We start from the raw sequence: 24,286 nt of genomic DNA, 5'->3' as shown, positions 1-24,286 counted from the left end.
GTTCTGTGGGATCAGACGAAGTCAATTTCGGCGGTGATCGCGCCTTTGGCAGCGCACCCGGTCGTCGGCATACCTACGACAACACCACCACTTGGCTTCAGGGCACGAACTGGACCATCCGGGGTGATTCGAAGGCACTCCCTGAGCTGCAGAAGAAGCTTGGGGTCGTCTCCTTCTCCTACGGCCTTCCCATCGCTAGTCCTTCCCGCCCCGATTCTCCGCCCGTCGGGGCTTGGCCTACGCATGATCCACGGTAAGTATGGCCTCCTGCCGAAAGATCATCATGGCCTCCAACACCGAACGAGGCAGGGTCAAGCTCCCGGACGGTTTCGACCCGTCCAAGCAGGACAAGGCGCTGGTCCGGAAGATCGCCGAGGTGCACGGTGACGGCTTCGAGATCGATTCGCTTGAGGAACCGGTACCGCACGCGACGCGAAGCTACCAGACCACCGTCTGCAAGCACGCGGTCGCGAAGGCCTAAGCCTCCGTCTCCTGATCCGTGGACCGTGGGGTGTATGCGGGCCAAGGAAGCTGACGTTTTGGACGTCGGCTGCCGCACACTTGCCGTCGCCATGGGGAAACACCACGTCACCGTTGCGAGGCTTCTGCCGGTCCTGGCCCAAGATCCCAATGAATAAGTACGGAAGGCAAGCTCAGGAAGCTTGGAAGTTGAAAGCTACTAAAAGAAACCGCCGGATACACCGTTTATGACATAGTCCTGTGCATCTGCACAGAGTCCTACTTGGAGGGAGCTGTTTTGTTTTGTTCCTGCGGAAGTATGAGGTCCGAAACCTGATTCGAGACATCAGCGGATGTCGTGGTCAACGAAAGGATAGTGAGAGTGTCGGCAGCAATTGCGGCCGGAGCGGAAACAAGCGTGAGCGCGATCGTGATCTTTGTGAGGAGGTCGAAGAGATTTCGACCAGCTGAGGTCTTCCCGACCAGCCCAGCCATTTCTGGATTCCGGATGAGTGATCCGATGACCCGGTCCCGTTCGTCGAGTAGAGCAGCGGCGCCGCGCACGCGCACCTTGTTGGAGGCTAAGAGGATGGATTCTGTGTGGTCAAAGATAACCGCTTTGACCTGCTCATCTAGGTCTTCATCTGCTGCAAGGATGTCCAGGATCGCCTGTGCCAGCTTCTGGACTTCGCTCAGTGTCTCCGCCTCTACCGGAGTCTCCCGTTTGAGGGATGAAAGAGAGTAGCTGCATCCTTCCAGACCCAAGAGGGTCGCATTGTTGTACTGAGCGCAGAACGCGTCAGTTCCGGTGTGCAGGCTCGAGAGGTGGGCCAAGGCGCCACGGGCTTCGGGGAGGGAACGAAGCAGATATTCTTTCGGCAAATGAGCGTCATAAGAGTCAAGCGCCAGTTCGATTTCATCGGGCAAAGCCACCAATGCGCCCAGACCCTCGTACAGATCCTTGCTCAGAACAGGCGGGACGCTCAGGTACTCCGCGCACGCGCTCAGAAGTTGCACCTGATTACTGCGTTGCTCGGTCATGTAGTTCAGAAATTCCCAAAGCCTGCCGGCGGGATTTGCCCAATGGTCGTCCACAAGCGCCCCTCACGTGAGTCTGTCCAGCAACCGAAAAAGGCAGCGGATCAGTGTCAAAGTTACCGTTCAACGATGACAACTGCCCGCAGGGGCGCTCCTAGGCCGGTTACTCCTGCCTACTCGGCCAGGTCTGGATCCCAGTCGTCTTTGTCCCGCTTGTCCAGCGTGTCGATCAGGAGCTACCCGACTTGTGCCCATACGAAGCCCGTAACCGGCAGCCATCTTGGACTCGGTAATGGGGGTTGTCGCTCCGCTTATTCATGGACCAAATTCTAGAGCCGACATTCGACTCCCTTGGCTGCTCCCTGCATAGTACGAGCGCAGATAGCGACCGTTTCTGATTATCACCCGGCAAGCCTCCCGACGTGAGTTTCCGAAGTTGTCTGCACGGAATGTCGGCACTCGTGCGGCAATTGCGAAGCTTTCCATGCCGCGGATACAGCCAAGCAGAGACACGGAAGCAACGCCGTGGGCATATGCTCTGCAGAGACCTTCACCGATCACAGGGGGACCGATGTTCAAGCCTCGCTTCATACTGACTGCATTAGGGCTGGTTGTTGCAGCCGTAGGTACCGCTTGTGGTTATCTGCTGCCAGTGGGGCTCTACTGCTCCGGCGCTTTCGCACCCCAGAAAGCGTCACTAGAAGAGGGAGCTAGAGGGGTGGTCACGGCCACCCTCACGGCCTGCCGTGCTAATGCGAAACAATACGCACCCATCTGGACGGCTGTCATCGTCGTCGGCCTAGCACTCTTCGCGATCGGCCTTGTGTGGTTGCTTGTCACCAGAAGAAGGGAAGCAATCTCCTACCGGAACCGCTCTGAGACTGCGGGGGCACCGGCCATGGCCGCACAGCGGCCAGACCGTGCCCGGCCAACCCCCATCTGGCCGCTGTTGCTGGGGCCCGCGATTATCGGTATCGGCATCTTCCTCGGGTACACAGTAAGCGTGGGACCGTACTGTGAAGGGGCCTTCACGCAGCAGACGTCAGCTGCCGGCGCCGACATCGCCAGCGCAATGAGCGGAAGGATGTCGAACTACTCCGACGAGTGCCGAGCAGTTGCCGGACAGCAATCGGTGATCTACTGGGGCATCATTGGTTTCGGCGGATCTGTCTTTGTCCTCGGCCTCGTGCTGCAAACAGTACTAGGGCGTCGCCAATCGACCGGTTCCAGACCAAGCACTACTGCCGATGAATTGGAGCAACTCGCACGGCTGCTTGAGCGTGGTGTCCTCACGCAGGATGAGTTCGCCCGGCAGAAGGAGAAGCTCCTCAGCCGAGGGTAACTAGGTCTATCAGCACGTTCCGGCCCAACGCACTTTTCGCGTCAATCACCCTCGGTGCGCTGGCTGGGAGTTCCAAGGCAAATAATGTTCGATTGCAGACTGGCATGGAAGCGGAACTAACACCCATCAGTGGGCGACGGTTTGCTGACCATGTGCCGTTCGAGGAGCCACTGAGGGGCAGCTCGACGGGGCATCCTCAGTTGCCGATTGCTGGACACGGGCCACTTCGCCACGGTGCCTTCTCAGCAAACGATCCTTTGCCGGGACGAGCCGCGGATGCCCTCGGGCTCCGACCGGTCCCCAGCATTGTGAATTGCAGCGATAAGTGGCGGTGTTTTCGCAGCGCTAAATGTCGCACCTGGCGCCCCGTTCGCCGATCCTCCACCGGGCGCCCCACCATCTACTCGGTGGATGATCTGCCGCGCCTTCCCACAGAGTCGGTCAAATGCCATGATCAATGCGAAAACAACAGTTTTAGGGGGCGGCAATGCGAAAGCGAGCTTTGGCGCCGGTGCTCGTTATGTTGCTGGCAGCCTGCGTTGCTCCCTCTGATCCAACGGATTACCCGCGTACTGCTTCTGCCGACGACCGATGGGGCGTGGGCGTAAGCTACCCTGTCTATTCGTCTCTAGCTGGGTGCGAAGACGAGCCCAGCGTGGAATTAGCTGTGCAAAGCGCGGACATGCCGTCCTCCAAACTTGGATTTCGGCTGAAGGCAGGAGCATCTGAAGCAGATGCCCTCCGCGTGGCAGACTGCGTGGCTGCGCTTTTGAGCAGAGGGGAACTCACGATCGTGTCCCCTGGGGTTTGAACAGTCACCGTGAACGCGGCCTCCCGCGCGTAGCCGGGTGCCCCATCTGGCGCTCAAGTGCCCGAATGAGGAACCCTTATCGTGCGTCCAGCTCGAACTTGCATGGGTTCAACAGCGATCATTGCTGACGCCTTGTGATGGCGGCTCTCGCTGGCATTGGACCGTGGAACCCCCGCACAGCCACTTCTGAAAGTCGACGCCAAACGCTCCTGAAACTCACCAACACAGCCAGGGCGTTATGCCAAGAACCCTTTCAACGAGTGGCCGTCAACACGCCAGTACGAACGAAGACTTTGGCATAACTTCTCGCTGCGCATAACCGGCCCATTCAGGCTGAAACTTGCCAGTCTTGAGCTCTACAACCACGTATCGGGACTGGTCAATGTTGAAAAATAGCATGTCGACATAGAAGTCGTCGCCGTCGACGTCGAAGTGCACCTGCCGGCCGACGAAGGAGAAGCCCGGACCGAGTTCGCGCAGCGTTTCGGTGATTCTGCTGGTCAGGGCGTTCTCCAGGTCGCGCTCAGCCACTTCGCCGGACAGGCCCAAGAACTCGAAGTTGTAGGGATCTTTGGCAACTTGCTGTGCGAGTTCCGAGTCTGGTCCAACAAGCCGTTGGACAAAGTTCGACGGTGCTGCGCCGGTGCGCTCCAGGGTTTTGTTCATGATCATGTTCAGCAGAACATTTCGGGACCAGCCATATTCGACGGCGGCAGTTGCGTACCAGGCTCGGTCATCTGGGCGGTCGAGCTTGTCCAGCAGCACGGTGATGTGGCCCCAGGGCAATTGTCCAACAGGCTGTTGGACAATTGGGTCGGGCCAGGCTGCGGCGAACCCGCGCATGTAGAAAAGATTTGAACGCGAAAGGCCTTTCATCTCGGGGAACTCCGCCCTGAGATCATCCGCTAGCCTTCCGATGACCCCGCTCCCCCAACTCTCGACCTCCTGACGTTCCAGGATCGTCCGGCCGATGGACCAGTACAGCTCGATGAGCTGGGTGTTGACTGTCCGCAGTGCCGTGTTACGCGCGGCCCGGACCCGATTCTTGAGCTCGCCGAGCAGGTCAGTGTAGTCGGCGGGGAGCGCAAGATCTCGGGTGGATGCCATGCCCTCGATCCTATCCAGCAGGTCAGACAGGTACATGCACCAACGTCCCTCAACTCGGTCGTCCCATTTCCTTAGTTCTCTCGGGGTCCGACGGGAGCCCGAGAGAACTATGGTTCTGGCACACTACGAGGATGTCAATCGAACCGGAACTCTCCTCGCCGGACTGGGAGAAACTTGGCTTCTGGATCCAAGAAGCACAGCGGCAGTCAGCAAATAAGCACTCCTACCCGTTAGATTCCAAAAGTCTCCTGGCCCTAGATCAACAAGGCATGCCCGAAGGTACTTCCGTTGCGGCAGTCGTCCGCTCGCTCCTGGACTCTGCCGTTGACGATCTAGCGTCAGCCTTCGCATTAGTCACTGAAGCGGGGCGCCCAAGCCCAGTCGGCGTTCCTACCCTCGTGCGAGGTTCGATAGAACTGGCCGGGGTGGGAATGTGGGTCCTGACTGGAACTGGGCGGTCTGGCCGCCAAGAACGAGGACTAAGAGTTGCACACGACTCACTGATCAATGCCAAGAAGTACTTCACACACATTTCACGGGACCCCACGGTGCCGGCAAAGGTGAAGGAAGAAGCGATTGACTCCGCAAGGAATTTCGAACAGCAAGCAAAAACTCTGTCTGCCAGTACGTCTTTTCTCGGGATAAAAAAATCCCTTGTAACGGCCTCCCTTAACCGTACGGACGCATTGCAGCAAGTCGATAAGGCCCGCGGGACCCTGTTCTTCTCGCGATGGCAGCTGTGTTCTGGGTTTGCACATGGCTTTTCCTGGGCTCCGCAGTTCTTCCACGATTTCTTGTACACACACACCATGGAAGGCGGCGGCGTCCTTACTGGCAGGACGATGGGACCGGAGAGAACTTTGGCTATTCTGCAGTGGGGGCAGCATGCGATTGAAGAGCTGCTGGGTTCATTCCATCAAGGGCGGATCCCTGCACCGCCTGGAGCGCGAATAACGATCTTTGCAACACCAGCTTCAAAACGTACCCATGAGTAGGCGTTTGGACCGATTGAGTGCCGTCCCGTTTCCTTGGAACCGGGACACAACCGATGGGGCACTCCTCCACTGCTCAGGATCCGCGGGATGCCGCGTAACCTGGCTGTCCCGTTTGTTATCCCACAAGTCCTGCAACAATGACCCGTCACATCTTCAACATTCGGTACGGTTCGGGCATGGACATTGGATATGCGAGGGTATCGACGGCGAGGCAGGATCTGACCCGGCAGCTGGACGCCCTGGCTGTCAGTTTCAGAAGTCGTCTGCACTGCATTCCGCGGAATTACGGGGCTTGTGCAGACGAGTGCTGACACGGAAATGTCAGAAGTCCCGTGCACGGAACCGCATTCCGCTCATTAGTCCTCTGCACCAAACATCACTTTTTAGAAGTTGCCCGCACCAACCTGCGGGAACTACCGCTTTGAAGCCACAACAGTGCCGGCGGCCGGGACCCACCGGTAGAGCGTCGGCACGGAGACGCCGAGACTGTTGGCCACTTCCCGGGGCGGGGTTCCCTGGTTGAGGAGTTTGCGGGCTGAGCGGATCTTGGCTTCCGTCATGATGCGTTTGCGGCCGCCTACTCGTCCCTGTTCCCGCGCGGCCCGGAGTCCGGCCTGGGTGCGTTCGACCATGAGCTCCCGTTCCATCTGGGCCAGGGATGCCATTACGTTGAAGAAGAAGCGCCCGGAGACCGTAGTGGTATCGATTGCATCGGTGATGCTGACGAAGCCTACGCCGCGGTCATTCAGACCGCCTGCGAAGGCCAGGAGGTCTTTCACGCTCCGGCCCAGGCGGTCCAGCTTCCACACCACCAGAGTGTCACCGTCGCGCAGGGTCTCCAGCGCCTGGTCGAGTCCGGGGCGTTGGGACGTGGTTCCGCTGATCGTGTCTTCGTAGATTTTGTCGCATCCGGCCTTCTTCAGGGCGCTGATCTGTAGGTCCAGGTTCTGGTCCCGGGTGGAGACCCGGGCGTAGCCGATGCGGTGGGTGGTCATGGAGTGTTCTCTTCTCAAAACTCAATCCGGGGCGTTGCTTCGACTGTACCGTTTCGAGAACTATTTGTGAGAACAACGGGCCCTGAGCCCGGCTTTTCGTCTGCACGGCGGTTTTCCGCAGAAAGACGCCCCTTCGCAGCCGCCCGCCACGAACACCACGATTCTCAAATCAACCTGTTCTTGAAATCCTTCGTTTTTGAGAGCCATGACTGGTCATTGCCTGACCTTACATTCGTCCCGTAGCTGCCCAAATTAGGGCCATGAGCGTGTAGATAACGCCCAGAACTAGTCCGACAATGGCAAAGACCTTATCTTTCCTAGAGGCTCCAGGCCGGCGGCGAACCAAAGCGGTCGTAGATACGACGATGGCGGCCACGCAGATGAGCGGCCCAAGAACAGGAAATCCAAACAAGAAGAACGCCGCAATTCCCAGACCAAAGGCCGTACCTGACGCCGCACTGACTCCACTTCCTGAAGAGCGTTGTGCGACCGCCAGATCGGCGGAACCGACACGACCTGGCATAGCAATTTCGGGGCCGGGTGTTGAAGCAGCCTGGACGTGTTCCGTCCAATGGCTTCCATCCCACCAACGAATTTGGTTGAGGTTCTCAGGGTTGGAATACCACCCTGCCGGAGGTTGGGTCATGGTGCGGCCTTCTGCTGAAGTTGATTTGGATCGCCTGATTAGAGTTACCACACTCCCTGCTGCAGCAGGGTTAAAAGGACCGCTTGTCATTGTGAGTCGCTGGACGGGAGGCTCGTAGTTTTCCTCCCGCCGTTGCGAAAAGGACTCCACCGATGACGTCGGGAACAACCCAGGACTCCCGGGTCATGCTTATGGGAATGAAGGGGTTGAATAGCAGTGCCATACCGGTGAAGGCGACGACCCAGACAGTTCGCTTCTGTCCGCTCGCGATCGTGCACATCCAGATGGCCATCGAGGTAACGGCCCACCGCAGCACTACATAAAACTCGTATGACGCCCCGAGAAAGCCCACCAAGAGGAAGAACGCGCCAATAACCGAAGGGATAACTGCCGGGTACACGGTGATCAGCGGGACATTATCCAACTGCTGCTCGCTGAAGCCTTTGGCGAAAGGATATCGCTCTCGCGTGTGAAGGTACGGGCTGAACTCCACTGGCTCCGACTGCGTGGAGGCCGACTGCGGGGGTACTGCGGCACTTTGTGCCTGCGTTGGAACATTCTGAACATGTTCCGTCCAATGGTTTCCGTCCCACCAGCGATTCTGGTTGAGCTTCTCAGGGTTGGCATACCACCCTGCTGGAGGCTGGGTCATTTCGCGACCTTCCGCTGGAGTTGATTTCATCGGGGCCTAATCAGAGTTACCACATTCACTCGTGAAGACGGACCCGAAAAATGACAGGAGGCTGGCCTTGGGTGTCCTACTTCCAAGGAGCTGGGACGAATTGGTCTTAGCGGCCGCGGTTACACCCTTAGCGCGCCAGCTCAGACTAGTTTGGAGAAATGTCCCCAACCACTCATCAAGAGGCTGGCACGGCACCGTTCGTGCTGCTCGGCGCAGGATTCTCTAAAGCCATTAACAGCCTCATGCCTACTCTCGCCGAGCTTCGCCCGCGCGTCTTGGATCGATTGGATGTGGATCCGTCCGAGCTAATTCCCTACGGGAACGATCTGGAACAGTGGCTCTCGTTTCTGTCTGTAGATCAGCCTTGGCTCACCGATATTGAGAACCTCTCCAACCGCGTGATGTTCATGCGAGCCAGCACCGCGGTCAGCGAATGTATTCGGGAAATCGAGCAAGAGGCCCTTGAGGCGCCCTTGCCTAGCTGGCTCAGTCGGTTGGTGGCGTCCTGGTGTGCTGATTCGGCGACGGTGGTGACATTCAACTACGACGTCTTGGTCGAACGAGCACTCACTGCAATGGGACTCGTTGCTGAATGGGCAGACGTTTACCGGGTTCCCCTTATATCCAGACAGTTAGGGGCATCTGCCGGGCTGAGCTATGGGGTGATGAATCCGCCTGGGCCCACCCTTGAACTCCTGAAGCTCCACGGTTCTACCAACTGGGGGTATGGAGGACTTCATGCACCAAGCAGCGACGTGATGTGCCTTCTGCGATCGGGCCAAGGCTGGTCGCCCGAAACGAAGGCGGATGACTCACCACGAAACAAGGGTATGTTCGACGACTTGCAGCCCATGATCGTCCCCCCGACCGGGACGAAGAACGCCTTCTACTCAAACGCCGGCCTTCGCGCCCAATGGCGCAATGCCGCCGCGTCGCTGGCCAGAGCGTCACATGTCACGATCATTGGTTATTCGTTTCCGGCAACAGACCTTGCCACCAGACAGTTTTTTTCGGGATCCCTTCCTAACGTTCCTATTACCGTCGTCGATAGATCACACCGAGCGGCAGACACAGTCGAAGAAATCTCCACTGGCCACACTTCCCTCAACCGCTTCACTGGCAACAACGCTGTCGAGGACTATGTAAATGCGCTCTGCGGTGATCTTGTCCGATGGGGCACTGATTACATTTCCGGGGCCAACGTTCCCTGGGTTGAAGTCAACGGTCAGAAACGACATAGGCGCTGCTCTGGGGAGGCGCAGGATGCGCAGACAGCAGCGGGAGCCCTTGCTGTTGAAGAAATTCCTACACTCGAACTCAATCGGGGCGATTTCAGCCGGGACTCTTCAAAGACCCACTGGGCACCCCAGCCGCTGGCTTACCGCCATAGGGTATGACCCTAGAGGCATCGCCAATGAACTCGAACGGCTTTGTGCACACGACTTCTGATACGCCGTGCAGACGACTTCTGAAACTGACATGTGAAGAGGGCCCAAGGGTAGCGTCGGGACGTCCGGTGGACGACCGGCTTACGGACGTCGCTCCCGAATCTCGCTCCCTCAGCGGGCCGCTCCTCGCGCAAGCGGTTTGAACGGCGGGCACTATGCAAGGGGACGAAACCTGAACGAAAGAAATTAATTCACACACGGGGAGCTAGGGTTGGCGGCATGGACCCCCAACTTGTGACGGCTATCCTTACGGGAAGCTTCACTCTTGCGGCTGGCGTAGTCGGCGCCGTTCTCGCAGGCGTTTTTGCACGACGTGGAGAAAATCGCCGCCACCAAGCCGAGGTCGACCGCCAGTGGCTAGCGGACAGACGAGCGGTATATGTGAAGTACTTGGCTTTGGCTGAGGTGATGCAGCGAGAAGTCGACGCTATAGCCGTCTTCTTGTCTTACGACGGAAAGAAGACGATCGAGGCAGAGGATGACCGATTCATATCCGAGGGGCTGACCGGTTACATCGCGACCTGGGAGGACGAGCTACAGCCGTCACTCGGGGAGCTTCAACTCGTCGCATCGAAGAAAGTGGCAGACCTGGCCGATCGAGTGTCAGGGGCCTTGATGGAAATGACGACCTTCCTCGAGCTTCGACGGGCATTCACCGCCTACTACCCGATGTGGTTCCAATCCCAAGATCTCATTCACGTCCTACGTAACGAAATGAGGTCTGATCTCGGGCTTGTAAGCCATGGGGACACAGCTCGACTTGATAAGGGTTGGCCATGGCTAGAATCTAGGCCTTCTTACGAGTCCTACATCCAAAACCACTCAAAACAGGGAGAGGGGAAAGGTGCACCTTTAACCGAAGGTCCGCAGTAAGGGAGCGCTCTTGGCGCCGTTCGACAGGTGCAGACGCCGTACCACACCAATCAGGTCGTAACTTCAACTGCAAGCTGCTTACCGGCGCGAAAAACTTGATCAACTCGAGGGTCAGTTGAGCCCAGCTCAAGGCGTGAGTGGTCCATCTGCAACGTAGTTGTCCAGGAACTTATGGCTTCGCAGGGATGCCTCGCTGAACAACTGACCGTCTTCGTCAGTTGAGGTGCCAAGGTCTTCACGAGCAGCACCAATGAACCAGTCAAGCTGTTTCAAATACTGGCGCTGTCCATCTGAGTTCCGGTTCTTAGAGTCTCGGGCGAGGGCCAACAAGGCATTGGTAACTTCTGCAGCACTCCGGCGAACTGGAACGGAAGCGGTCAAGCGAAGCCGCGTCCTTGCGACAAGCATGGAGGAGAGATCTTCGTCCATGATCGTGAATCTGGGGTCCAATGTCTTCAGGCGGACACCCTCAGCCATGGTGATGAAGTCCCCATAAATGCGTTGCTTCTGGTCACGCAGCCACTGCTCGTGCGCGAGATCGCGCTCCTGCTCATGTCGAGCTATTGCGGCTCGTGCTGCAGCAGCAGCAGCCTTCTTGGACTCTCTCTGCGAGAACCACCCAGTACCCAGCGTGCCAACGAGAGTGGCACCTACACCCCCAAGAAGACCTACCAACCAGGGAAGATACTCGGCACTCATCTGCCGAGTATCTATTGATGTGCATGCGCTGTCGACCCCCAATCATGGATCTCGAAAATAATTGAGAACCATCGTTTTCGACCATGCCGGCGAGTTCAATATTTAAGATACCCGCCCTGATCGCCTGAAAGCCCGTTAGAGGATCCTCAACGGGACACCTCTGCAGCGTCGCTAACAGGGGAAGCTGCGCTCGTTAGCCGGTGCCTCCGCCGGAGTTCGTCCCACGACGGAATCTGTACGCACGACTTCGTCGGTGCAATACTTCGTCGATGAACATCCTCGAGTGGTGGCCTCTCGTCGATGCGGAAACACGCGACTGGCTCATTGAGCACAACGGCCAGCCGCTGCCGCTGAATGTGGCCGACTGAAATCTTCTGCCGCGGCCCGCCGAGGGTTCCCCCTACGGACGGACTCTGGTCAATTTTCATCGATAAGCTGCTGGCCGGTGGTTACGTGCCTCGGCGAGGTCTTAGCGTACAATTTCGTCTTCTGAAGCGACCCCGTAGAGCACGAGACCCGCAAGACGCATGTCTGGTTCCGCTTCCGAGGGCCGCTGTGGTTGAATCTGTTTGCCAGACCGCGACAACAGGACATGAGGGCTTCAGCATAAAAGTTTTCAATACGCCGCCGGGCTGGCCCCGCATGCCCCAGGGATGGATGCCTCCGTCAGGATGGAGCCCCGACGCACAGTGGCCGAAACCGCCGCCCCTCTGGTCATTCTCAATTGAAAGCTCGTTGCGGATGAGGCCCATCCCACTGGACGAGGACATCAATCTCGGGCACCCCTCGGAAGTCACACGCGAAGATCTGGCCACGACTGCTCAAAGCGCGGCCGACTCAATTGCCTGGAGGATCGCCGGAATTGCAGCTGAGACGAAGACGGTCCCGACCGTGGCGAATCTCAAGTACACCGAAATGGCGCATAAGGCCATCGGCACCGCGCGGGACCGCGTGTTCAGTAGGCTCATCGACGACGCCCGCGATTGGGTGCACAGTCTTCCGTGGGGCTCGGCCGAGTGGCATGCGGCCATCGCGCAATCGAGGATGATCCTCGATTGCAGGGACGCCTTCGCCGGAACGGCGTCCCGACGGATTACGGATGTTCTGAACGCCTCCACTCAAACCGAGGAGACGACCATCTCCCGTGATTCGCCCGCTCCACAGCCGAATCCCGGACGATCAACACCCAAACCGCGACCGCAAAGCCCTCAAGCCGCTCAGACCCGTCAGCCGTCTCCGCCATCTGTTTGGGGAGGAGCCCAGGAAATGCTCACGAACTACAAACGGGCTGCACGGAAGCTGGCAACCTGGGCGTGGGTGCACGCGGCAATCTTCACGGTCGGCGTCTTCCTCACCATTGCCGGATACTCTTCAGCGTCGACGATCGGCGGCACCTACGTCGCCTTCACTGGCGCCATCCTCTGGGGTGTAATCGGATGCGCCAGAAACGCGTACCGGTATTTCAAAGTGAAGGCAGCCGCTGACGAGCTGGAGCGGGAATCTCGGAGGTCTGCCCCCAGTCGATGAGTGCGTGAGCAGAGCCGCGTGTCCCGCGCTCGGGCCCGCGAGGGGGATGTGATCGTGGTGCACACCTTGGACCGGTTGGGCCGCACGGTCCGGGATACCCTGAATCTGATCCACGACCTTGCTGACCGCGGCGTGGGGGTGCGGAACCTGGCGGATCCGATCCGGGTTGATTCTGCCAATCCGGAGGATCCCATGTCGCAGCTGGCAGTAGTGATGCTCGCGCTCTTCGGCCAAATGGAACGAACCTACGCGATCGAACGCGCAGCCCACGCGCGTGCCGTTGCTGCCGGCAAGGGCAAAAGAATCGGCCGGCCCAGCGTGGTTGAGCCAACGAAACTTGCCTACGCCGCACACCTTCGTGACCAGGGGCTCTCAATCTCGGAGATTGTCCAGGCCACCGGCATCACCCGCTCCAGCCTCTACCGCCACCTGCCGCCCCGGCCACCGGAGACGCTGACGGCCGAGAACCAGCAGAACGCCTAAGAAAACGGCTCCCAGCGTCCGTGGTGGTTGGTGCAGGCGACTTTTAGCGGGTCAACCCAGTTCGCTCATATCCGTTCCACCGCCCATCCGACGGCAGCGAGTTGCTCGGTGTCAGCCGCTGTACTAAACGAACGCTCAGGTACGGCGATACACGCAACATGGGTCGGCCGACTCAATGCCACGTACGCCCAGCGCATGAACGTTGCAGTTTTGTCCGGTATCGGCGAAGTAGTCGAGTACTTGCCCTGCCGGATCAGCCATGGCACTAGGTGGGCCACATGGTGCTCGTAGTAGAAAGTCTCCAGCAAGAGCGTGGCAGCATGGGTTTCGCCCTTGACCGAATGTATGGAACCAAGCTGAATATCCAGCATGTTGCGTTTATCCTCATCCCGGTATCGGTAAGTATTCAACGCACCGTCAGTGCTGGGTAACAGACTTCCTGTAACACTGTTGAGTTCATGGGGCTGCCATGTCAGATACGACTCCGCCAGTTGGCTGACAGGGTCGGTGCCAAGCCCACCGGATATCGCTAAGAAGGCGGGAACCCAAGAATTCCAGGTTTCCTGGCTATCGAATGTGCCGCCCGACAAGACAAAGGCGACAACGGCCTGATACTGGTGGAGTGCTTCTGGATGGCCACCCAGAAGCTGTGTCAGGTACAGGTGTTGCCTTCTATTGGTTCCGACCACCTGCTGTGATGACATGATATTGGCAAGCCGTGACAAGCCGTTGGCAATGACATTGACTGCTTGATGGCTCGCTGCAGATGTCTTCAATTCGGCGCCCGCTAGGACGAAATATTCTGTGAGCCGACGCGGCCGGTAAGATTTTTTCGTGGCGTTGGTCTGATAATCGCCCCAGTAGTGGGAGACGGATTTGGGGAAGTGGCGGTGTCCCGGACCAATCTCGGGGTATGAGCGGTTAACCCCTCCGACCGCACAGACTTTTGCCCCAGCGATTCTTTCAGGAGGCAGAACCGAAACGACGTGCTTTCCGAAGGCATCCAGAACTCCCGACGGATCATCGTCAGGGAATACAAAAATCTTGTGGGCGCCCTGATGGATCTTGCGTTGTGGCTTGGCCACGCCACGGAGACCGTCCGGTAGGACTGGCGACACCGCGAGCCCGTTCACCAGTTTTGCAATCGAATCATCAAATCTGTAGCTGTTATCAAGACTCAATGTCTGAACACCGGATGCCGGAAAGCCCAGTCCAACCTGGCCTTCAACGCCCCCGTATATGGCCTGGTTAAGGTCGCCCACACGCTGGACAATACTGGTCCCTCCACCGCCCTGGAACACTTCCTGAATGACCTGGTTTTGTTCTTGAGACGTGTCCTGCATTTCGTCGACTAGAACCACTGGGAATCTGGTTCTCAGTGCACCAGTGACCGACGGTGCAGATTGGGCAAAGAGGTATCCGAGCGTGAGAATTTCGTCGTGGCAAAAAAAGCCTGCTCTGGCAGCGGTGCTGAGCGCCTTCGTGGCAAGCTGATGCATTCTTGAGTTTGGTCCCGCACCAATATCTTGGCCCGACAGGGGGTTGTCCAAGTCGAGTGAAGATATTCTGAGGGCTGCAATAGACCGCTTGGTCCGATTCAGCCAGGATTCCAGAGTTCTTGCATCACCTGGAGGCAGTGCCTGCCACCGCATGGTGCCGGTCGCCTCATCATCGATTGTTGTAACCCGGTGCCCAGCAGAGAGCAGGAAGGGTGTGGTTAAAAACCGGTTGGTAAACCCATGGATGGTATCGATGTAGTTTGGATACCGCAGTAGGGCAGCTCCGACTTCCGTGCCGCCAAGCCTGTCCGAGATTTCGTCTTTGGCGACGTTTGTATGGCTGAGAACGCAAACCCCGGCGGTTGGCGTGTTCCAGTTCTTACCCAGAATGCCGAGCTTGGCCACTAGCAAGGTGGTCTTGCCGCTGCCGGGGCACGCCGTGACGTCGACGGATGACAAAGACCGAAGGAACTCACGTCTGCCGTCAACGATGTTCTCCAGACCCATGAGATCAGACACCCATGCGATATCTTCGTCAGTGACCCCCCGAACCGGCGGCATCACGGCGCGGCTACCTTCTCAGCCGTTTTTACCTCTACGGGCAAAGGAGCGGTCACATACGCCAGGGCCTTCCGCACATAGGCGGGGAGGACTCGCTTCAGATCCTCGGGCGTGGTCTTCCCTGAATGCACGGCTTCCGTGAGCAACTCGGCCATATATTGGGCTGCTATCGCTTTGGACGCTTTGTTGCTGCCACTGCCGAACAGCGAATATATCCGAGAGCAAACCTGATCCTGATCCTCACCGGAGGCCTCCATCCGGATGTATTCGTCCCGGGCAGCCTGCTTGACAGTTTCAGGATCAGCCCGTTCCTGATTCAGTTTTTCGTCGGAGATGGCCAGACGCGCAGCCATTAGAACCACCTGGGCCAAACCGGCATGGGCCAAAGCATATTCAAAAGTCCACTCATCCGCGACGAACGTTCGGATGTTTTGACCATCTCCTGATTTCAAGTTCTCTTTGTGGGAGACCAGACTCTCACCCTGAAAGTCGCTCTTTATTTTCCACCGGCGTGATGTGCTGGCCCATTTTGGGTCCTCCGGTCCGGTAACCAGACCAAGGATGTCAGGCGCACAGTCGGGCATTACATCCATGTCCGCGAGACAAGCGACAGGGATTCTGAGTTGCGGTGAAGCCTTGTCACGGCGCTGGAAAATTTTGGCGTATCTGCGGAGGCCAGTGCTGGCGACATTAACAACCGAGACGCCGTGCTTGGTCAGATCCAGTCCTATTAGCTTGGCAATCGTTGGGAGGAGGATCGCTTCGGCGTGTCCCTCCACAATAAGGAGTCCCTGGGCAAAGAACAGGTTGGCTTTGGTGGTGTCGAGGAACCTTGCTAGGAAGCGGTAATCAGAAGGCTCCAACAGGGTTTCTGTAGGAGCGAGAGAAAATGCTCTATTCCCGTGCATCAGAACGATATTCTCCAAGGGCACTTTTGATGCCAGATTCGGGCTGTGGGTTGTCACGATAGTTTGGACAGGGCGGATTGCAGGATCATCGGTCGACTGTTTCGAGACCTTCTCCAGAAACTCCATCAAACGCAGCTGACGCTGCGGATGAAGGTGCGCCTCTGGTTCCTCTACGAGTAGCAACGGCAGACCTTCGTCTTCTTTTCCTAGGAGCAGCAACTCGCACGCCATGAAGAGCAGGTTGTTTGAACCTAGCCCATAGGGGCCTCGGCCGCCGGCGCCGTCTTCGTCCCTAAGTACCAGCTCCAGACGCTCTAGGATCTGACGCAGTCGTGAGCTCTCGCTGCCGCCTTGCGAAAAATTGATTTGGCCGTTCATCCCGGACCCGACCAGCGTCAGTTCAGTCAGAAAGTCTGCATTCACTGACGTCTGTGCGGCGTTAATTCCTGAATGTTTGTTAACAAGATGACGAAGATAGTCCGTCATCCCGGCCAAGTTGAGAGCGCCGGCTTTCTCTGGCGTTTCGGGCGGAGACGTGGGGTCAAACTTCTCCCCTGCTGATATCTCTGGGAAGCTGCCAAGGATCTGGGATAGGCGGGAACCGCGACCCGGGGACATCTCTCTTGCGGCGTCTCGGAGTGGGCGAAGATAGGCAGCAGCCAGTAGCTGTCGCGCACCGGGATCCAATGTGGGCCCTTCCCCCGAAGTGCCGCTGGTAATGGAAACGTCAACCCAACGCCGATTTCCTGGAGATTCACTTAGCCGGCGCGCCCGCCAGTTGACATACATCACGCTTGCGCCGGATTCAAATGTCAGGTATTCGGCGAACGAGCCCCGCTCAGCTGTCGACAGACCGGTTAACTGGCACCGGATGCTGATATAGGTGGCTTCATGACCAGTGGAATCGACATGGAAGTCTTCGGGGACAACTTTGAGGTATTCAGCATCCCGGGTGTGAAGGGCGTATCGGATGGCATCGATGATCGATGTTTTCCCTGAATCGTTCTCCCCTACGAGTGCGGTGACACCCATTCCAAAGGGCACGAGACAGGCCTTGGCTCCAGAACCAAACTGACGAAAGTTCTCTATACGTATTTCCGACAAGTACATTTCCGGTGTCTTCCCCCCAGTAAGAATTTCTTCAACCCAATTATCGTATGGACTATCCCCCAATCCGATGCGGGAGCGGGTCTGCGCCGATCACTTGCCCTGATAGGGAAAACGTCGGCGTTCTATTTGCTATTGGTTCGTGAACAGCTGTCGGAATATGGATTACGTTCCGTCCGCCTGAAGTTGGCCTCGGCGACCCGTCAGCTAGCTCTGGGACCCCATCCAGTGCCGTGCATCAAGTTCCCCCATGCGCCGGTACAGTGCCGCCAGGGAGATGCCGAGGTCCAGACCGCATGGGTGGCCGTCTGGCCCGCGTCGATCAGGGGGCGCAACATCATGATCGAGCGCACCAGGGCAGGACTCGCGGCGGCAGCGGCGAACACCCGCCGCTGTGGAAGGCCCCGCAAAATCGACGATCCGGCTGCCGCCCGGGCGAGGGACTCAAAGACAAAGGAATCAGTGCCGGCGACATCGGCAAGATGCTGGGAGCCTCCCGGGCAACGGTCGGCTATGTCACTTAGGGTCTGCGGTGTCAGGTCCGGTCTCTGCTTCGGGGTCCGTGTGGCGTGTCCAGCCGTCTTCCCCGCCGGGCCCGGTGGTGTGTTCCCAATACGATTCAGCGGCAGCGCCCTGGGCCGTGTATCGTAGCTGCACGCTGTCCGCTGCCGCCCCGGAGAGAAGCGTTGTGCCGGTGATCTGGTCGGCCTCCACTGCGGCGGCAGGGCCAACAAGAATTTCGCGGCCGGTGATGACTTCCCCGCCACGTGCAACGGCCACGGGCCTCCAGCGCCGGTTGATCCTTTCGCGCGGTACTTCCACTGTTGCGGTCAGACCGTCGCGGATCCGCGCCCACCGGTCCTGGTTGTAGGTGAAAGCCAGGTCAGCTGGATCGTCCTGGTGTCCGGTGATGTGGCATTGCCTTTTATCGACCATGGCGGCGAGCCGGACGATCATCGCCTGGACGTGCGGGTGCCACGTTGTCATCGCGCCAAGGCCCGGCATTCCCTCCTCCCAGATCTTGTATTCCGCGCACATCCCGGCGTAGAGCTCCGCGACGATGTCGGAATGTTCAAACCAGCACTCGGTGATCTGGGAGGTATTCAGCTGGTACTCGCGGACGAACCAGTCCACCCATTGCCGCAAGGCAGTCCACGCAGCAGGTTTGTGTTCGGCACTGATCTCGCGCCAGCGGATCCCCATCCATTCCGGCGGGCCTGCGCCGAGTTCCGCTTCAATCTCCGGGTCCAGAAATGCGGGCAGCCCGCCTCCCCCGCCCCCCGCTGGAGTGCCGGCCTCTTGCGTCCAGGTGTCCGGGGCGTCTTCGTCGGCGTTGAACGGCTCGACGGTCCAGTCGGTTGCTGACGGTTCGGTGCTCGTACTCATGGCTCCTCTTTCCGCGGTTCGGGCAGCAGTGCGTTGCTGAATCGGTAGAAGATCGCGTCGAGGGCGTCGGCGGCCGCGTGCGTGCCGGGCCTGCCGTTGGAGCGCATCCATTTGTGCACGGCGACGTGGCACATCGGGCAGAGCTCGACACTGACTCCTTCGGCTCCGTTGCAGCCGGCGAGTTCGTAGTGGTCGCGGTCAACGACGTGGCTTTCGATACGGTTGCTTTGTTGTGCACAGAGCCAGCAGGTCCCCAGGGTGCCGGTGGTGGTGCGGGGATCGGTCATGGTGTCCTTTGGTGATGTTTACGGGTCAGGATCCGGGTGACGACGGCGGTCGCGCGCCGGCGGTTCCAGCCCCAGTAATCGCCTCGTCGTTCATCAAGGATCCTGTGTAAGTCCTGGTGGTGTTCCCTGCAATACGGCAGCAGATCGGTGTCCGGCTCTTCGGCCCGGTAGCTGCCGTCGTCGTTGATGTAGACGCCGTCATAGCTGGTGTGGTGCAGATCCAGCGTCCCCGCCACGGCCAGGGTTGTGCCGCAGACCTGGCAGGCCGGTTCGGCCCCGGCGGCGCGGCAGTCCCTGAACCATCGCGTGCGGCGCCACGCCCAGGCACCGGAACGCAGGTATCCGGTGTAGACGCGGCGCCGGGCCCCGGACTTCCGGGCCAGAGAGAAACCCATGGCCTATCCGGGGACTTCTTCGCTGATGCGCTCTTGCGTTCCTGCGGCCGTGGAGTCGGTCAGTTCAACCAGCAGTGAGCTGCTGAACTTCCTGATGCCGGCCTTGATCTGCGGGGCGTCGGGCCGGTCGACCCAGCGCGTCATTTTCAGCAGGAAAGGCCTGCCGTTGCGCCCGACGAACAGGCCATAGCCGAACGGCAGCCGGCGCAGCTCCGAGACGGTCATGACGTCCTTCTCCCGCTTGGAGGTGCTGGAGGAATACCCGTCGGAGGTGTGCGTGACAGAGCCTTCCTCCACAGCCCTGGTGCCGAGGAGCTTGACGAACGATTCTAGGTCTTTTTCGTTGCCCGAACCGCCGAGCTGTATTTTCACCGTCGCCGAGTCGAACACGGCCTGCGCTTCTTCCGCTCCCCAGCCGCCGCGGGCCTGCGCGAGGGACTGCAGGACCACCAGCGGGCTGATCCCCAAACCGCCGCCGTCCGACATCAGCGTCACGAGCCCTGGCCAGGAGCTGGACATGTTCGCGATCTCGTCCAGCACCAGCGACAGCGGCGGATCGAGCCGGTTTCCCGGCAGCCGGATGGCCATTTCACGGGCGGTTTCGGTGATTTCGTCCATCATCGCAATCAGGAACGGCGCCATGGCCCCGCCGCCGGACTTCGTCCCGATCAGGTACAGCGTCCCGCGGTCCCTGATGAATTTCGCCGGAACCAGTTCCTCCGCCGGGCCGGCCGGTTTCAGGGTTTCACGCACGAGCGGCACGGCAAGGCCGGCCAGTGCCCCTTCGACGCCGAACCAGCGGCTGCCGAGCATCTTCGGGTCCCCGTCAAGGATGGACTTCAGCGACTGGCCCCAGCCGAATGCGGCGTCCGGGTGTTCGAGCAGGATCTTCTGCGCGGTCCGCGCGGTCGTCGGAGCGGTCCCCCACAGGTACAGCTCGTCAACGCTGTGCCCGCCGAGGGCTGCGGCGTGCAGGAGGGACTGGAGAATGGAGATCGCAGCGCCGGCCCATTCCTGGTTGGACCCGGACTTCCCCAACCCGGAGGAGCCGATCAGCGACGAGGCCCGGCGGGCAGCGACCTCTGGCCGCTCACACCCGGTGATCGGTGACCACTTCAGCGACGACTTCGCACCTGTCAAACCCTGCGGGTCAAACAACGTGCACGGCCCGCCCTCGGAGCGCAGCTCACGGGTGGCCGCGTAGTTATCCGCCCTGGTCGAGGTGGTGATGCACGACCCCGGGGCGTCCAGGATTGCCGAGATCAGCAGGTGGAACCCCTTACCTGACCGGGGCGGGCCGACCAGAACGATCGATTCCTCACAGGAGACGAGCACGGCCTGGGAGAGGACGTGCCCGATCCGGATGGATGCGTCCTCCACTGACGGCCGCGCCAGCGTGGGGCGGATGCTTTTGGCGCGTTCGAGGATTTTCTTCTCCCCGACCGTGTTCTTAATTTCCTTGATCCTGGCCAGCCCGTCACGGCCCATGACGTCCCTGACGAAGTACTCATCCGAGAGTTTCCAGTCGTGCACCAGCTTCCAGACGCCGACGCCGACGCCGACGCCGACGGCCAGAACGACGAGCAGGACCATCCACACCAGGACTGCCCCGCTCTCCGGTCCGCAGCCGGCTGCCGTGACCCCGTAGACGGAAGCGTCGGCAGGATTGGACGGGTTCAGGAATCCGAGCGGCTGGAGGATCGAAGGCAGGGTGGTGAAGGATCCGCAGCGGAAGAACGCGGCGATCTGCCCCGGCAGGTACAGCCCATAGAGCACCAGTGCGATCAGGCCAAGAGCAAGGACCGCCATCTGGGTCCCTTTATCCATCGCTTTCATGCCGCTGCCTCCCCGCCCCTGTTGGAGCGCATTTTGCCGTCGGTATCGAATACCGGCACTTCGGCGGTGGTGCGCTGGTTTTTCACGCTCACCGTCCGGTAGGGGCCGACCTTCCAGAGCCCTGTCCCCTGGGCGGAACGGTTCACGTCCTCCCGCTCGGCCCGGGTCAGGCCCAGCTCCCGCTCGGTCACCGCAAGGTTGGCTGTTTCCTGCCGGTAAATGACTTTCACCGTGGTATCGCCCAGCAGGGACCGGGCCATCGCCGCCATTTTCGATCCGGCATCCCCGGCAATGTCCAGGTCCCCGAGCTTGTGGATGATCAGGACATTGAAGATGTTGTAGTCACGGGCGAGTTTCCACGCCTCCATCATCCGTGTCAGGGATGCCTCGTCGCTGACCGAGTCCCAGCCCTCTTCGTAGACGCAGAGCCGTTGGCCCGAGTCGGAGTTGGTGACCATGGATTCAGCCCATGACCCGGTGCAGGCGTAGGCGATTTTCCGTGCCTCCTTCGATGCGCCGACCAGGGCCTTGGTGTTGACCGTGATGATCGGCAGGTCAGGGTCGAAGTTCGCTGTCGTTTCGCCGTCGAACATGCCCTTCAGATCACCCTGGGTGCAGCGGGAAAAAGCGTGCAGAAGCCGTTCGGCGGCTTCGGCAACGGAGCGTGAACCATCGGTGGAAACGCTCATCTGCCGCAGGTGCTCAATGAAGCCCGGCAACGTCGGCACACCGGGCGCAGCCGACTCCACCGTGAGATCCAGTGCCATTGACAGGGCTGTGTGTTCGGCGCCCTGCACGGCACGGTCCAGCAGGATTTCACCAATGGTCTGGAGCAGATTCAACCGCCTGGCACGCACCATCGCCGCCCAGCGCAGATCCGTCATCGGCTCCCCGTCCGGCGTCACCGAGGGCCGGATGCCCTCATCGAGCGGGTTGACCCGGTCCGGCTGGCCCGGGCCGACCTTGATGGTGTGGCCGCCCAGGAACTGCGCGACAACATCCCATTCGCCCTTACGGTCCGCGAGGATCAGCGCCTTGCGTCCCAGCATCACCAGGCGGCAGACCACGGACTTCGCGCACGTGGACTTTCCGGAACCCACAGCGCCCATCAGGATCATCGACATGCCGGTGATGACCTTCGCCTCGTACAGCTCCCACGGGTCAAACACGAACGCCCCGCCGCCGTAAACGTCCTCGCCGATGTAGGCGCCCTTGTGTCCCAGGTTCGCGCCGGCCAGGAACGGGTACGCCGTCGCAAAGGAAAACGCCGTCTCGCTGAACGGGCGCTGGCGGAGCCGGAAACCGCCGCGCAGATTGTTGATGCGCTGCTTCCCGCCGGTAGGGAATGCCTGCTGCGGAAAGCCGTCATCCCCGCCAGCCGTCTCAACCGACGCAGCCGCGACGGCACGGGCCCTGGTCAGGCGTTGCTGCGCCCTTGCCTGACGGGAACCGTTGGAGATATCCAGCAGGACCGGGACCAGCCCGGACAGCCGGTTCGATTTTCCTCCGATGTGCTTCACAGCAGTCCCCTGCCCAGCGGCATGGCCGAGGCGACGAAGCCTTCGGCCTGTTGCCCGTATAGGCACCGGAGCTCCACCTGTGCGGCCGCGGCCGCGTTGCGCAGTTTGGTGTTGTTCACTTCCAGTTCCGTCGCGTCCGATGCCGAGAGCGTGACGTAGCCGCCGATCTTCAAGGCCCCGAAGCCGTCGGTGAGCTGCATTTCCCGGAACTCAAGGTCGGTTCCTTCCAGCCGTTGCGCCCGGGAAACCGGCCGGCCCAGCCGGTGCTGAATATCGAGCCCGGAATCGTGATCGGCGAGGGAGGTGGTGATGTCCTTCATGGCCTTACTGACCGGGTATGGCTTGGCGATGAGGGTCACGGAGTGCCGGAAGTCACCGGCGAACACCAGTTTGGACATGAACCCGAGGCTGGCCTTCTTCCGTGGCCACTCCGAAACCCACCAGGTGCGGTGAATGCCCGTGTCCGTCTGGAGCGTGGACCACTCCGGCAGCATGACCATCGGCCCGGCAGAGGCCGGTGCGACACCGGCAAACGCTCCGGTCCGCTCCGATATCTCCACCGCGGAGGCAGGGTCGGTTGCGCGCCGGATGCAGGCTGAGAGTTCCCGGGCGTTCATCCAGAACCGCACCATCGTCCCTGTCGGCGTCAGCGACTCCGTCACCGAGGAAATGGTGCCCGCCGCGAGGCTCATGAACCCGGCGAGCCCGCCGCCGTGGGCCGTGATCGATTTCTCCAGTTTCTTCCGGCTCAACACGACCACAACCCAGCCTTCGTGGTGCATGATGCCGCGCCCGTTGGATACCAGGTCCTCATAGGCGTGGGACGCGAACGAGTTGATGTTCGCGCCCGAGAGCGGCACCAGTTCCCCGTCCCGGACCACCCGGGGAGCCTGCGCGCCCTTGGTTTTGTAGTAGTCCCGGATCTTCGCCCCGGACACCACCGACGTCTGATCGGTCAGCTGCAGGTACTCGACGCCTTCCTGGGTGGAGAGCGCGGTCAAAACGGACGAGAAAGCCTCGGTACGGTTGATCTGCTCGTCTTCAGACTCCAGCGCGAAAGCGTTCATGGATTCGACCTGGGCGGCAAGGATCCCGTACTTGTTCACCGGGTCATAGACGAACGCTTCCCCGCCGGGCAGCTCATAGCAGAGCAGCTCGTTCAGCTCCCCCGGCAACATGAACCGCTCCGGTGTTCCCGGCACGATCTGGCCCTTCTTGCCGATCGTTGACCGGTAGGCCGGAGGCTCCCCATCCGGTTCCGGGGCTGCATGGAGTGCACCGTGGGTGTGTACCGGCGCGGGGGCAAGATCCAACGGTGTTTCGGTCCGGGTCGCTCGCAGGTACTTCCCCTGGCCCGTGCCCTTGCTCCACCGTCCGCCGACCCACCGGAGCCCCCATTGCAGCGTGGAGGTCCCGTGGAACCTCGTGCAGCACACCGGCCCGGTGATCAGCAGCATGGTCCCGCCGATCAGCCAGCCGAGCGGGAAGCCAAACACCAGGACCGTGACCACGATGGCCACCATCGCGATACCGAAGGTGATGAGCTGGTGCATTTCCAGCCCGAGCACGACTCCCCTCTTGGTTTCGCGCCCGAACCGCACATCGTGCCAGCCGAGCTCCTCTTCCATTACTACGCCTGCGCTCATCAGCGAAGCACCTCTCCCCGAAAATCGTTGGTTGTA

The 24,286-nt window shown here is 60.0% G+C and carries 20 protein-coding genes and 1 pseudogene; 7 read left to right on the top strand and 14 right to left on the bottom strand.

Annotated features, from left to right (window positions below):
* Positions 1-283 precede the first annotated feature (283 nt).
* Positions 284-481: a hypothetical protein gene (locus ACVWY0_RS17765; RefSeq protein WP_485837840.1), complete on the top strand. Its 198-nt coding sequence runs from the start codon at positions 284-286 to the stop codon at positions 479-481.
* Between the two features lie 257 nt (positions 482-738).
* Here ACVWY0_RS17765 and ACVWY0_RS17760 read toward each other — a convergent pair whose 3' ends face one another.
* Positions 739-1,554, bottom strand: coding sequence for a hypothetical protein (locus ACVWY0_RS17760; protein WP_485837839.1), 816 nt, complete (start codon positions 1,552-1,554; stop codon positions 739-741).
* Positions 1,555-2,215: 661 nt separating this feature from the next.
* On the opposite strand from ACVWY0_RS17760, the gene ACVWY0_RS17755 reads away from it, so the two are divergent.
* Positions 2,216-2,839 (top strand): SHOCT domain-containing protein, encoded by a 624-nt coding sequence (locus ACVWY0_RS17755; RefSeq protein WP_485837838.1) that lies wholly within the window; start codon positions 2,216-2,218, stop codon positions 2,837-2,839.
* Positions 2,840-3,968: 1,129 nt separating this feature from the next.
* Here ACVWY0_RS17755 and ACVWY0_RS17750 read toward each other — a convergent pair.
* A pseudogene (locus ACVWY0_RS17750) lies at positions 3,969-4,757 on the bottom strand (PDDEXK nuclease domain-containing protein); the annotation flags it as partial.
* A 131-nt stretch (positions 4,758-4,888) separates the two neighbouring features.
* On the opposite strand from ACVWY0_RS17750, the gene ACVWY0_RS17745 reads away from it, so the two are divergent.
* Positions 4,889-5,752 carry a hypothetical protein gene (locus ACVWY0_RS17745; protein WP_485837837.1) on the top strand — a complete coding sequence of 288 codons (864 nt, stop codon included), beginning with the start codon at positions 4,889-4,891 and terminating at the stop codon, positions 5,750-5,752.
* Positions 5,753-6,165: 413 nt separating this feature from the next.
* Here ACVWY0_RS17745 and ACVWY0_RS17740 read toward each other — a convergent pair whose 3' ends face one another.
* From ACVWY0_RS17740 to ACVWY0_RS17730, 3 genes are all read right to left on the bottom strand, one after another.
* A complete protein-coding gene (locus ACVWY0_RS17740) occupies positions 6,166-6,747 on the bottom strand; it encodes a recombinase family protein (RefSeq protein ID WP_485837836.1) in 582 nt (193 codons plus the stop codon).
* A 226-nt stretch (positions 6,748-6,973) separates the two neighbouring features.
* Positions 6,974-7,393 carry a DUF2510 domain-containing protein gene (locus tag ACVWY0_RS17735; protein WP_485837835.1) on the bottom strand — a complete coding sequence of 140 codons (420 nt, stop codon included), beginning with the start codon at positions 7,391-7,393 and terminating at the stop codon, positions 6,974-6,976.
* 70 nt (positions 7,394-7,463) lie between these two features.
* Positions 7,464-8,045, bottom strand: coding sequence for a DUF6804 family protein (locus ACVWY0_RS17730; RefSeq protein ID WP_485837834.1), 582 nt, complete (start codon positions 8,043-8,045; stop codon positions 7,464-7,466).
* Between the two features lie 188 nt (positions 8,046-8,233).
* Here ACVWY0_RS17730 and ACVWY0_RS17725 point away from each other — a divergent pair, with 188 nt between their 5' ends.
* Both ACVWY0_RS17725 and ACVWY0_RS17720 read left to right on the top strand, forming a co-directional pair.
* Positions 8,234-9,472, top strand: a complete 1,239-nt coding sequence (locus ACVWY0_RS17725; RefSeq protein WP_485837833.1) for an SIR2 family protein — start codon at positions 8,234-8,236, stop codon at positions 9,470-9,472.
* Between the two features lie 270 nt (positions 9,473-9,742).
* Positions 9,743-10,396 carry a hypothetical protein gene (locus ACVWY0_RS17720; RefSeq protein ID WP_485837832.1) on the top strand — a complete coding sequence of 218 codons (654 nt, stop codon included), beginning with the start codon at positions 9,743-9,745 and terminating at the stop codon, positions 10,394-10,396.
* Between the two features lie 126 nt (positions 10,397-10,522).
* On the opposite strand, the gene ACVWY0_RS17715 is transcribed toward ACVWY0_RS17720, so the two are convergent.
* A complete protein-coding gene (locus ACVWY0_RS17715; RefSeq protein ID WP_485837831.1) occupies positions 10,523-11,095 on the bottom strand; it encodes a hypothetical protein in 573 nt (190 codons plus the stop codon).
* Between the two features lie 891 nt (positions 11,096-11,986).
* Between ACVWY0_RS17715 and ACVWY0_RS17710 the strand changes: the two genes are divergently transcribed.
* Complete coding sequence (locus tag ACVWY0_RS17710; protein WP_485837830.1) at positions 11,987-12,622, top strand: hypothetical protein; 636 nt, start codon at positions 11,987-11,989, stop codon at positions 12,620-12,622.
* Complete coding sequence (locus tag ACVWY0_RS17705; RefSeq protein WP_485837829.1) at positions 12,623-13,105, top strand: recombinase family protein; 483 nt, start codon at positions 12,623-12,625, stop codon at positions 13,103-13,105. It begins immediately after the preceding gene.
* Between the two features lie 65 nt (positions 13,106-13,170).
* On the opposite strand, the gene ACVWY0_RS17700 is transcribed toward ACVWY0_RS17705, so the two are convergent.
* The 8 genes from ACVWY0_RS17700 to ACVWY0_RS17665 form a co-directional block, all read right to left on the bottom strand.
* Positions 13,171-15,123: a UvrD-helicase domain-containing protein gene (locus ACVWY0_RS17700; protein WP_485837828.1), complete on the bottom strand. Its 1,953-nt coding sequence runs from the start codon at positions 15,121-15,123 to the stop codon at positions 13,171-13,173.
* Positions 15,124-15,164: 41 nt separating this feature from the next.
* Entirely contained in the window at positions 15,165-17,183 is a 2,019-nt protein-coding gene (locus ACVWY0_RS17695) for an ATP-dependent nuclease (RefSeq protein ID WP_485837827.1), read from the bottom strand.
* A gap of 513 nt (positions 17,184-17,696) precedes the next feature.
* On the bottom strand, positions 17,697-18,566 hold the full coding sequence (locus tag ACVWY0_RS17690) for a hypothetical protein (protein WP_485837826.1): 870 nt from the start codon (positions 18,564-18,566) through the stop codon (positions 17,697-17,699).
* Positions 18,563-18,853, bottom strand: coding sequence for a hypothetical protein (locus tag ACVWY0_RS17685; protein WP_485837825.1), 291 nt, complete (start codon positions 18,851-18,853; stop codon positions 18,563-18,565). The genes ACVWY0_RS17690 and ACVWY0_RS17685 overlap by 4 nt, the downstream gene beginning before the upstream one ends.
* Positions 18,850-19,248 (bottom strand): hypothetical protein, encoded by a 399-nt coding sequence (locus ACVWY0_RS17680; RefSeq protein ID WP_485837824.1) that lies wholly within the window; start codon positions 19,246-19,248, stop codon positions 18,850-18,852. The genes ACVWY0_RS17685 and ACVWY0_RS17680 overlap by 4 nt, the downstream gene beginning before the upstream one ends.
* 3 nt (positions 19,249-19,251) lie before the next feature.
* The gene (locus ACVWY0_RS17675) at positions 19,252-21,084 is read right to left on the bottom strand and encodes a type IV secretory system conjugative DNA transfer family protein (protein WP_485837823.1); all 1,833 of its coding nucleotides are present in this window, start codon (positions 21,082-21,084) and stop codon (positions 19,252-19,254) included.
* Positions 21,081-22,604, bottom strand: coding sequence for a conjugal transfer protein TraC (locus ACVWY0_RS17670; RefSeq protein ID WP_485837822.1), 1,524 nt, complete (start codon positions 22,602-22,604; stop codon positions 21,081-21,083). Before ACVWY0_RS17670 ends, ACVWY0_RS17675 begins: the two co-directional genes overlap by 4 nt.
* Positions 22,601-24,250 (bottom strand): SCO6880 family protein, encoded by a 1,650-nt coding sequence (locus tag ACVWY0_RS17665; RefSeq protein ID WP_485837821.1) that lies wholly within the window; start codon positions 24,248-24,250, stop codon positions 22,601-22,603. Before ACVWY0_RS17665 ends, ACVWY0_RS17670 begins: the two co-directional genes overlap by 4 nt.
* Positions 24,251-24,286: the final 36 nt, after the last annotated feature.

Source organism: Arthrobacter sp. UYNi723 (assembly GCF_054057635.1).
Note: the sequence above shows the minus strand (reverse complement) of the source record. Positions and strands in the feature narration are given on the sequence as shown.

Coding starts and splice junctions, on each gene's coding strand:
- ACVWY0_RS17765 (WP_485837840.1), top strand. CDS start 284: ATGGCCTCCAACACCGAACGAGGCAGGGTCAAGCTCCCGGACGGTTTC.
- ACVWY0_RS17745 (WP_485837837.1), top strand. CDS start 4,889: ATGTCAATCGAACCGGAACTCTCCTCGCCGGACTGGGAGAAACTTGGC.
- ACVWY0_RS17740 (WP_485837836.1), bottom strand. CDS start 6,747: ATGACCACCCACCGCATCGGCTACGCCCGGGTCTCCACCCGGGACCAG.
- ACVWY0_RS17735 (WP_485837835.1), bottom strand. CDS start 7,393: ATGACCCAACCTCCGGCAGGGTGGTATTCCAACCCTGAGAACCTCAAC.
- ACVWY0_RS17730 (WP_485837834.1), bottom strand. CDS start 8,045: ATGACCCAGCCTCCAGCAGGGTGGTATGCCAACCCTGAGAAGCTCAAC.
- ACVWY0_RS17725 (WP_485837833.1), top strand. CDS start 8,234: ATGTCCCCAACCACTCATCAAGAGGCTGGCACGGCACCGTTCGTGCTG.
- ACVWY0_RS17720 (WP_485837832.1), top strand. CDS start 9,743: ATGGACCCCCAACTTGTGACGGCTATCCTTACGGGAAGCTTCACTCTT.
- ACVWY0_RS17715 (WP_485837831.1), bottom strand. CDS start 11,095: ATGAGTGCCGAGTATCTTCCCTGGTTGGTAGGTCTTCTTGGGGGTGTA.
- ACVWY0_RS17695 (WP_485837827.1), bottom strand. CDS start 17,183: ATGTACTTGTCGGAAATACGTATAGAGAACTTTCGTCAGTTTGGTTCT.
- ACVWY0_RS17690 (WP_485837826.1), bottom strand. CDS start 18,566: ATGAGTACGAGCACCGAACCGTCAGCAACCGACTGGACCGTCGAGCCG.
- ACVWY0_RS17685 (WP_485837825.1), bottom strand. CDS start 18,853: ATGACCGATCCCCGCACCACCACCGGCACCCTGGGGACCTGCTGGCTC.
- ACVWY0_RS17680 (WP_485837824.1), bottom strand. CDS start 19,248: ATGGGTTTCTCTCTGGCCCGGAAGTCCGGGGCCCGGCGCCGCGTCTAC.
- ACVWY0_RS17675 (WP_485837823.1), bottom strand. CDS start 21,084: ATGAAAGCGATGGATAAAGGGACCCAGATGGCGGTCCTTGCTCTTGGC.
- ACVWY0_RS17665 (WP_485837821.1), bottom strand. CDS start 24,250: ATGAGCGCAGGCGTAGTAATGGAAGAGGAGCTCGGCTGGCACGATGTG.